Origin of the sequence: Kitasatospora sp. NPDC127116 (genome assembly GCF_042677365.1) — a bacterium.
In the GTDB taxonomy this organism is placed as follows: domain Bacteria; phylum Actinomycetota; class Actinomycetes; order Streptomycetales; family Streptomycetaceae; genus Kitasatospora; species Kitasatospora lactacystinica.
Genome location: NZ_JBHXTL010000236.1, coordinates 1 through 7,782 on the forward strand (window position 1 = coordinate 1; position 7,782 = coordinate 7,782).

A 7,782-nucleotide genomic window follows, 5' to 3' on the forward strand; every position below is an offset into this window, starting at 1 on the left:
GGTCCCCGCCGCACGCGGCGGGGACCGTCGGCCCCAGTGGTTCAGGAACGCTCGGTACGGAGGTCCAGGGGCGCGTCCGGCGCGCCGACCAGCTCCCGCAGCACCTCGCGGAAGCGGTCCACCTGCTCCGCCACCGAGCTCTCGTCGTAGAGGTTGCTGTTGTACTGGATGCCCGCCACCACGTCCCCGGCCGGGTCGAGGTTGAGCGTCCACAGCGCGCCGTTGGGCACGTCCGAGCCCACCGGCTGCGAGGTGAGCCGGCGCCGCACCTCGGTGTACTCCAGGTCCCCGATCAGCTCCCCGTCCAGCAGGAACGGGAACGGGAAGACCTGGAAGACACAGGCCGCCCGGCCGTCCTCCAGCGTCGGCAGCATCAACTCCGGTGCCTGGCCGAGGATCTGCCCGAACGGGATGTCGTGGGCGTACGCCTCCAGGCTGGTGGTGCGGATCCGGGCGACCACCTCGGCGAAGTCGCGCGACCCGGCGAGCTCGGTGCACAGCGGGAGGAAGTTGAAGAACGGCCCGACCGTGTGGTGGAAGCGGTCCTCGCCACGGCCCGGCGAGAAGGTCGGCACCACCACCCGGGTCGTTCCGGAGGAACGCGCGACCATCACCGCGAACGCGCCCATCAGCACCATGAACGGCGTGCTGCGCAGCGCCCGGCCGATCTCCACCGCCCGCGCGGTCAGTTCGGCGTCGACGGTGAAGCGGTGGATGGCGGTGGACTCCGGCAGGCCGGCCGACTTCGGCCGGTCGGTGGCCACCGAGTAGATCTCGGCGCCGGCCAGCTGCTCCCGCCAGAAGGCGCGCGACTCCTCCAGCGCCGGATCCGCCGCGTACTCCCGCTGCCACGCCGAGAACTCGCGGTACGGCAGGGCCACCGGCAGCTCGGGCTGGGTGTGCCCGCGGCGCTCGGCGTAGCGGACGGCGAGATCGCGGATGATCAGCCGCACCGACCAGCCGTCGGCCGCCGTGTGGTGCACGACGAGGGCCAGGACCGCGTCCTCCTCGTCGAAGCGGAGCAGGGTGGCCTTCAGCAGCGGGAGTTCCCGCGCGCTGATGGTGCCCGACTCCACCTCGGTGATCAGGTCCTCCACCGCCCGCTCGCGCGCCGCCGGATCCGCCCCGGTCAGCTCCCGCAGCTCCAGCCGGACCGGGGTCGGCGGATGGATCTCCTGGTACCGCTCGCCCTCGCCCCGGACGATGGCCGTGCGCAGGGCCTCGTGCCGCACCACCACGTCGTCCAGGGCCAGCTGCAGCGTCGCGGCGTCGACCTTCCCGCGCAGACGCCAGCCGTGCACGATGTGGAACCGCGGGCCGAACGGCCCCTCGTCGTCCCCGCGGTCGAAGCCGCAGAGGAATTCCTGGTTGAAGGAGAGTGGCGTCCTGCTCGCCGGTGCGTTCGACTGCGGCTTTCCATTGGGGCTCATGGGGAATTCCTCTCACGGAGTCCGGGGCGAATTCGCCCCGGAACCGTAGCAACGGCCCCCCGGCCGTGGGTTCTTCGATCGTGCTGGCAATCCGGGAGATGCGCACCGGCCGGGCCGCGGGCCAGGCTGGCCGGGAAAGTCCATCCAGCTTCGGTGGAACGCCCGCCCGAACCGTAGAGGAGCTGCGCCGCAATGACGGTCGCCATGAACGCCGCAGGGTCCGGCTCGCCGCAGCCGCCCGAGCCCGGTCTGACACCCGGGGAGATCATCGCCAGGGCCGAGGCCATCGCGCCGCTCCTGGTGCCCCGGCAAGCCGAGACCGAACAGCGCACCTACTACGCCCAGGACACCCACGAGGCGTTCGCCGGGGCCGGCTTCTACCGGATCCTCGTGCCCAAGCGCTACGGGGGCTACGAGTTCGGCATCGACACCTTCCTGCGGGTCGCGATGACGCTGGCCCGCGGCTGCCCGTCGACCGGGTGGATGTACTGCCTCGGCGCCACCCACGCCCTGCCCGCGGCCTCGCTGTTCGACGAGCGGGCGCAGGCCGAGCTCTTCGCCGGCGGCGACTTCATCTGCCCGGCGACCATCGTGCCGAACGGGAAGGCCGAGCGCGCCGAGGACGGCGGCTGGCGGATCGACGGCACCTGGAACTACTGCTCGGGCTCGCCGTACGCGACGCACTTCATGGGTCACGTCCCGGTGCCCGGCGAGGCCGGCGAACCGCCCGCGCCGATGCTCTTCGTCGCTCCGCGCTCCGAGTTCCGCCGGCTCGACGACTGGGGCGGCCAGCTGGGCCTCAAGGGCAGCGGCTCGCACAGCATCGTGATCGAGGACGGCCGGGTCCCGGAGCACCTGACGCTCCCGCGGACGCACATGAGCGAGGTCGTCGTCGACGGGGGCACGCCCGGCTACCGGCTGCACGGCAACCCGGAGTACGGCGGCGGCTCGCTCAGCTTCATGCTCCTGGAGGTGGCCTCGCTCGCCGTGGGCATGGCCCAGGGCGCGCTGGACGCCTACGAGGAGCTGATGCTCTCCCGCACGACGCTGTTCCCGCCGGTGGTCACCCGCGCAGAGGACCCGGACTACCAGTTCTGGTACGGCGAGGCGGCCGGCATGATCGCCACGGCCGAGGCGGCCGTGCTGCAGGCGATCACCCAGTGGCAGGAGCTGTGCGCCGGAGGGCCGGGCGCCTTCACCCGGGAGCACGACCTGCGCCTGGCCACCATCTGCCGCGAGGTGATCCGGCTGTGCTGGCACGCCGTGGAGGGGCAGCTCTTCCCGACGGCGGGTTCGAGCGCGGTGCGGCAGGGGGAGCGGATCGAGCGGGTCTGGCGCGACCTGTCCACCCTGCACAGCCACTCCGGGATCGGGGTCTTCCTGTCCGCGGTGACCACCCGGGAGCTGGCCCGTGCCCGGTTCGGCGTCAAGTGACCCGTCAACGAGCCGAGGAGCTCCTGCCATGACCGAGACCGAGGACGCCGTCGCGCTGCCCGGGGAGCGTGCCTTCGCCGCCGCGACCGCCGTGTTCAACCTGGCCGCGCCGGTGCGGCCCGCGGCGGCGGTGACGGTCCGCACCGTCGGACAGGTCCGGTCGGCGCTGCGCCACGCCCAGCGCGCTGGCCGGTGGGTCCGGGTGCACACCACCGGCCACGCCTCCGGCTCGGCCCGCCCGATGGACGAATCCCTGCTCGTCCGCACCGAGCCCGCGGGCCCGGTCGTGATCGACCCGGTGGCCCGCACCGCCCGCGTCCCGGCGGGAACGCGCTGGGGCGCGGTGGTCGAGGCCGCCGCCGGGTACGGGCTGGCGGCGCCGCACGGCACCTCGCCCACGGTCGGCGTGGTCGGCTACCTGCTGCGCGGCGGGATCAGCTTCTACGGCCGCCGGGCCGGGCTCGCCGTGAACAGCGTCCGGGTGATCGAACTCGTCACCCCGGACGGCGAGTTCCGCCGCGTCTCGGCGACCGCCGACCCCGAGCTGTTCTGGGCCCTGCGCGGGGGCGGCGGCGGACTCGGCGTCGTCACCGCGATCGAGATCGCGCTCTTCCCGGCGGCCCGGGTGGTCACCGGCGCCGCCTTCTGGCCCGCCGCGCACGGCCCCGAGCTGCTGTCCCGCTGGCTGAGCTGGACCCGGGACGCCCCGGAGGCCGTCACCACCGCGTTCCGGGTGATGAACCTGCCGGCCGTGCCGGAGATCCCGCCGGTCCTGACCGGCGGTCCGGTGCTGTGCCTGGCCGGGGTGGTGCTCAGTCCGACCGAGGACGGCCTGGCGACCGCCGAACGCCAGGCCGCCGACCTGCTCGGCCGGTTCCGCTCGGTGGCCGAGCCGGTGCTGGACACCTGGGAGACCACCACCCCGCCGGCCGTGGTCCGCACCCACATGGACCCGACCGATCCGGTGCCGGTGGTGGGGGACCACCTGCTGCTCTCCGAACTCGGCGCGGACGGCGCGGAGGCGTTCCTCCGGGTGCTCGGCGAGGGCTCGGGATCGCCACTGGTCAACGCCGAACTCCGGCAGCTCGGCGGCGCGCTCGCGGTGCCGGATCCGGACGGCGGGGCACTGAGCCACCTCGACGCCGCCTTCGCCTTCACCGCCGGCGGCCTGGCGCTCGACCCGGCCGCGACGGCGGCGGCCCGGGCGCACTGCGCCGAGGTCCGCTCCGCCCTGACGCCCTGGGACACCGGCCGGACCGCGCCGACCCTGGTCGAGCGGCTGGAGCAGCCGCAGCGGCACCTGTCGGCGGCCGACGTCGAACGGGTGGACCGGGTGCGCCGCCGGGTGGACCCCGCCGGGTGGCTGCGCCACGACGTGCCGCCGGGGGCCTCCGCCCGCTACTGACCGCCGCCGAGCGCGCGCCGCCCGGCGGCCGCGTGCGCGCCCGCCCGAGCGCCCGCCGTCGAACCACCTGCTGTCGAAGCGCCCTCCGTCGTCCGTTCGGAGGGCGCTTCGGCGTGTTCCCGGCCGGCCGGCCGGCGCTCGCTGCCCGCCACTCGCCGTCCGCCGTCCGCCGTCCGCCACTCGCCGATCGCGGACGGCGGATCACCCTTTTCCGATCACGCCGCCGGAGATTATTTCGGCGGGAAAACAATTGGCAAAAGCCGTTCCCGGCCGGTGAGCAATGTGAGAGATGCCTTTGCGGGCGTCCGGCGTTCATGCTCGTGCAGTAGACCTGCGAGTGAAGTGGGATTCACCGTCGCATTTCGGGACCGCGGCACCAGGACCCCGGGCCTTTTCGGCCCGCAGGAGTCGGCCGCGGGAGTGCACTCGATGCGAAAGCAGGGTCGTACGCGATCTGCCGAGAGGGGAATTTCGGTGACAAACCGTGAACGATTCCGCAGACTGGTACCGGGCCTGGTGGTGATCATGGTGGCCGCCTCGCTGTTCTTCGCGGCGCGGAGCTCGGTCGCGGTGGCCGGGGCGGAAGGGGTCGCGAAGCAGTACGGCTTCAAGGAAATGCCCATCGCGATGCCGCCCGGCTACGACCAGCAGCCGATGAAGACGGTCCGGAAGGTGAACCCGGCCTACCAGAAGATCCGTTCGTGGATCTCCTCGGTCGGGGCCAGCATCGCGATCAACGACCTCACCGGGCACGGTGTGGCCAACAGCATGTGCATCGTCGACACCAGGACCGACAGCGTCGTCGTGACGTACACGCCGACCGCCCGGCAGGCCGACCGGTTCACGCCCTTCGTGCTGGACGGCAAGCCGCTGCCGATGGACGACACCATGGCGCCCACCGGCTGCACACCCGGCGACTTCAACAGCGACGGCCGGATGGACCTCCTGGTGACGTACTGGGGCCGCACGCCCATCCTGTTCATGGCCAAGTCGGACGCGACGACCCCCGCCGCGAGCTCCTACGTGCCGCGCGAGCTGGTGGCCTCGGAGTCGCTGGACGGGAAGTACCACGGCCCGCGCTGGAACACCGACGCGGACTACGTCGGCGACCTCGACGGCAGCGGACACCCGTCGATCGTGATCGGCAACTACTTCCCCGACTCCGACGTCCTCGACCCCAACGGTCTGAAGAACGTCGTGATGAACGACTCGCTGTCCAGTGCCAAGAACGCCGGCGGCGACCACGTCCTGCGCTGGCAGCAGAGCACCTCCGGGCCCGAGCCCACGGCGTCGTACGTGGAGGAGAAGGGCGCCATCCCCTTCGACGCGTCTACCGGATGGACCCTGGCGATCTCCGGCGCCGACCTGACCGGTGACGGACTGCCCGAGCTGTACGTCGCCAACGACTTCGGTCACGGGCACCTGCTGTACAACCGGTCGACGCCCGGGCACATCGAGCTCACCGAGGCCAAGGGCGAGCGCACTCCGACCACGCCCAAGTCCTTCGTGCTCGGCAACGGTTCCTTCAAGGGCATGGGCGTCGACTTCGGCGACCTCGGCCACGACGGCAAGTTCGACATGATGGTCAGCAACATCACCGTCGCCTGGGGCCTGGAGGAGAGCAACTTCGTCTGGATCAACAAGGCCAAGGACGAAGCCGACATGCGGAACAAGCTCGACGCCGGCATCGCGCCGTTCACCCAGGAGGCCCAGGAGCACGGCATGGCCTGGACCGGCTGGGGCTGGGACGCCAAGATGGGCGACTTCCTCAACAGCGGCGACCTCAACGTCCTCCAGGCCACCGGCTTCGTGAAGGGCAAGATCAACCGCTGGCCGTGGCTGCAGGAGATGGCCATGACCAACGACGACCTGCTGTCCAACCCCGCGATGTGGCCCAACGTCCAGCCCGGTGACGACATCGCCGGGGACGAGGCGATCGCCTTCTACGCCAAGACCCCCGACGGCCCGTACGTCAACATCAGCGAGCAACTGGGCATCGCCGTGCCCACCCCGACCCGCGGCCTCGCCACCGGCGACACCACCGGGACCGGCCGGCTGGACTTCGCGGTGGCCCGCCAGTGGGGCCCGCCCGCCTTCTACGCCAACACCTCGCCCAACCTGGGCAACCAGCTGAACCTGCGGCTCTACCGGCCGACCGCCGAGGGCGGGGCGGGCGAGGGCCTGGTGAACTCCGGGTCGCCGGCGTACGGCGCCACCGTGTGCGTGATGACCCCGGACGGCACCCAGATCTCCCAGCTCGACGGCGGCGGCGGCCACGGCGGCTTCCGCAGCTTCGACACGCGCTTCGGCCTCGGCTCCCACCAGGGTCCGGTCACCGTCGAGCTGCGGTGGCGGGACGCGAACGGCGGGATGCACAAGAAGACCGAGCAGCTCACCGCCGGTACGCACACCCTGATGCTGACCAGCGACGCCCAGGAGGTCCCGAACCGATGAGCGCCACCGCGCAGTCCCGCCCCGGCGGCGCCCCGGCCGCCGCGCCCCCCGCGCCCGCCGCCCCCGCGAAGCCCAAGGATCCGCGCTACCTCGCCCTGCGCAACTTCGCGATCTCCATCAGCGTGTTCAACACCTTCGGCTACACCCTGCTCGGCTTCGAACAGCCCTGGCTGTGGCCGTTCATCGCGGTGTTCACCGCCTACACCTGCGAGATCTGCTTCGAGCTGGTCAGCGGCTGGGCCCAGCGGCGCCCGCCGCGCTTCCTGGGCAACGGGGTGCGCGGGGTCTACGAGTTCCTGCTGCCCGCCCACATCACGGCGCTCGCGGTCAACATGCTGACCTACGGGAACAACCAGCTGCTGCCGATGTTCTTCGGAGTGGTCATCGGCGTCGGCGGCAAGCACGCCCTGCAGGCGCCGATCGCCGGCCGGATGCGGCACTACATGAACCCGTCCAACTTCGGGATCACGATGTCGCTGGTGTGCTTCGGGTCCTGGTTCAGCATCGCGCCGCCGTACCAGTTCACGGAGAACGCGAACACCTTCTTCCGGGTCATGATCCCGCTGATCATCGCCACCGCGGGAACGGTGATCAACGCGCTGCTCACCAAGCGGACGCCGCTGATCGTCGGCTGGCTCGGCGCGTTCGCCATCCAGGCGTTCGTCCGGCACTGGATCTGGGACGTCTCGCTGTACTCCGCGCTCGGCGCGATGACCGGCGTCGCCTTCGTGCTGTTCACCAACTACATGATCAGCGACCCGGGTACGACGCCGATGAAGGCCAAGGCCCAGTTCATGTTCGGCTCCTCGGTCGCCATGGTCTACGCGGTCCTGATGGTGTTCAACGTGGTCTACACGCTCTTCTACGCCACCACCATCGTCTGCGCCCTGCGCGGGATCGGCTGGTGGGTCGCGCACCTGATCAAGCGGTCCCGGCAGGCGGACTCCGCCGGGGCGGGCGCCCCGGACGGGACGGCCGCGCAGCCGCAGCAGGTCGGGGCGGTCGCGGCCTGAGGCACCCGCGTGCGACACCGCGCACGACACCGCAACGGCGCTGTGG

Annotated in this window: 5 protein-coding genes; 4 read left to right on the forward strand and 1 reads right to left on the reverse strand. The window is 71.8% G+C overall.

Going from position 1 to position 7,782, the window contains the following annotated elements; genetic code table 11:
- Positions 1-41 precede the first annotated feature (41 nt).
- On the reverse strand, positions 42-1,430 hold the full coding sequence (locus ACFVHV_RS42620) for a condensation domain-containing protein (RefSeq protein ID WP_359912792.1): 1,389 nt from the start codon (positions 1,428-1,430) through the stop codon (positions 42-44).
- 192 nt (positions 1,431-1,622) lie between these two features.
- On the opposite strand from ACFVHV_RS42620, the gene ACFVHV_RS42625 reads away from it, so the two are divergent.
- The 4 genes from ACFVHV_RS42625 (at position 1,623) to ACFVHV_RS42640 (ending at position 7,736) form a co-directional block, all read left to right on the forward strand.
- Positions 1,623-2,864: an acyl-CoA dehydrogenase family protein gene (locus tag ACFVHV_RS42625; RefSeq protein ID WP_380359098.1), complete on the forward strand. Its 1,242-nt coding sequence runs from the start codon at positions 1,623-1,625 to the stop codon at positions 2,862-2,864.
- Between the two features lie 28 nt (positions 2,865-2,892).
- The gene (locus ACFVHV_RS42630; protein ID WP_380359101.1) at positions 2,893-4,269 is read left to right on the forward strand and encodes an FAD-binding oxidoreductase; all 1,377 of its coding nucleotides are present in this window, start codon (positions 2,893-2,895) and stop codon (positions 4,267-4,269) included.
- A gap of 525 nt (positions 4,270-4,794) precedes the next feature.
- Positions 4,795-6,723 carry a CRTAC1 family protein gene (locus tag ACFVHV_RS42635; RefSeq protein WP_359912795.1) on the forward strand — a complete coding sequence of 643 codons (1,929 nt, stop codon included), beginning with the start codon at positions 4,795-4,797 and terminating at the stop codon, positions 6,721-6,723.
- Complete coding sequence (locus ACFVHV_RS42640; RefSeq protein ID WP_359912783.1) at positions 6,720-7,736, forward strand: enediyne biosynthesis protein; 1,017 nt, start codon at positions 6,720-6,722, stop codon at positions 7,734-7,736. The genes ACFVHV_RS42635 and ACFVHV_RS42640 overlap by 4 nt, the downstream gene beginning before the upstream one ends.
- Positions 7,737-7,782 lie beyond the last annotated feature (46 nt).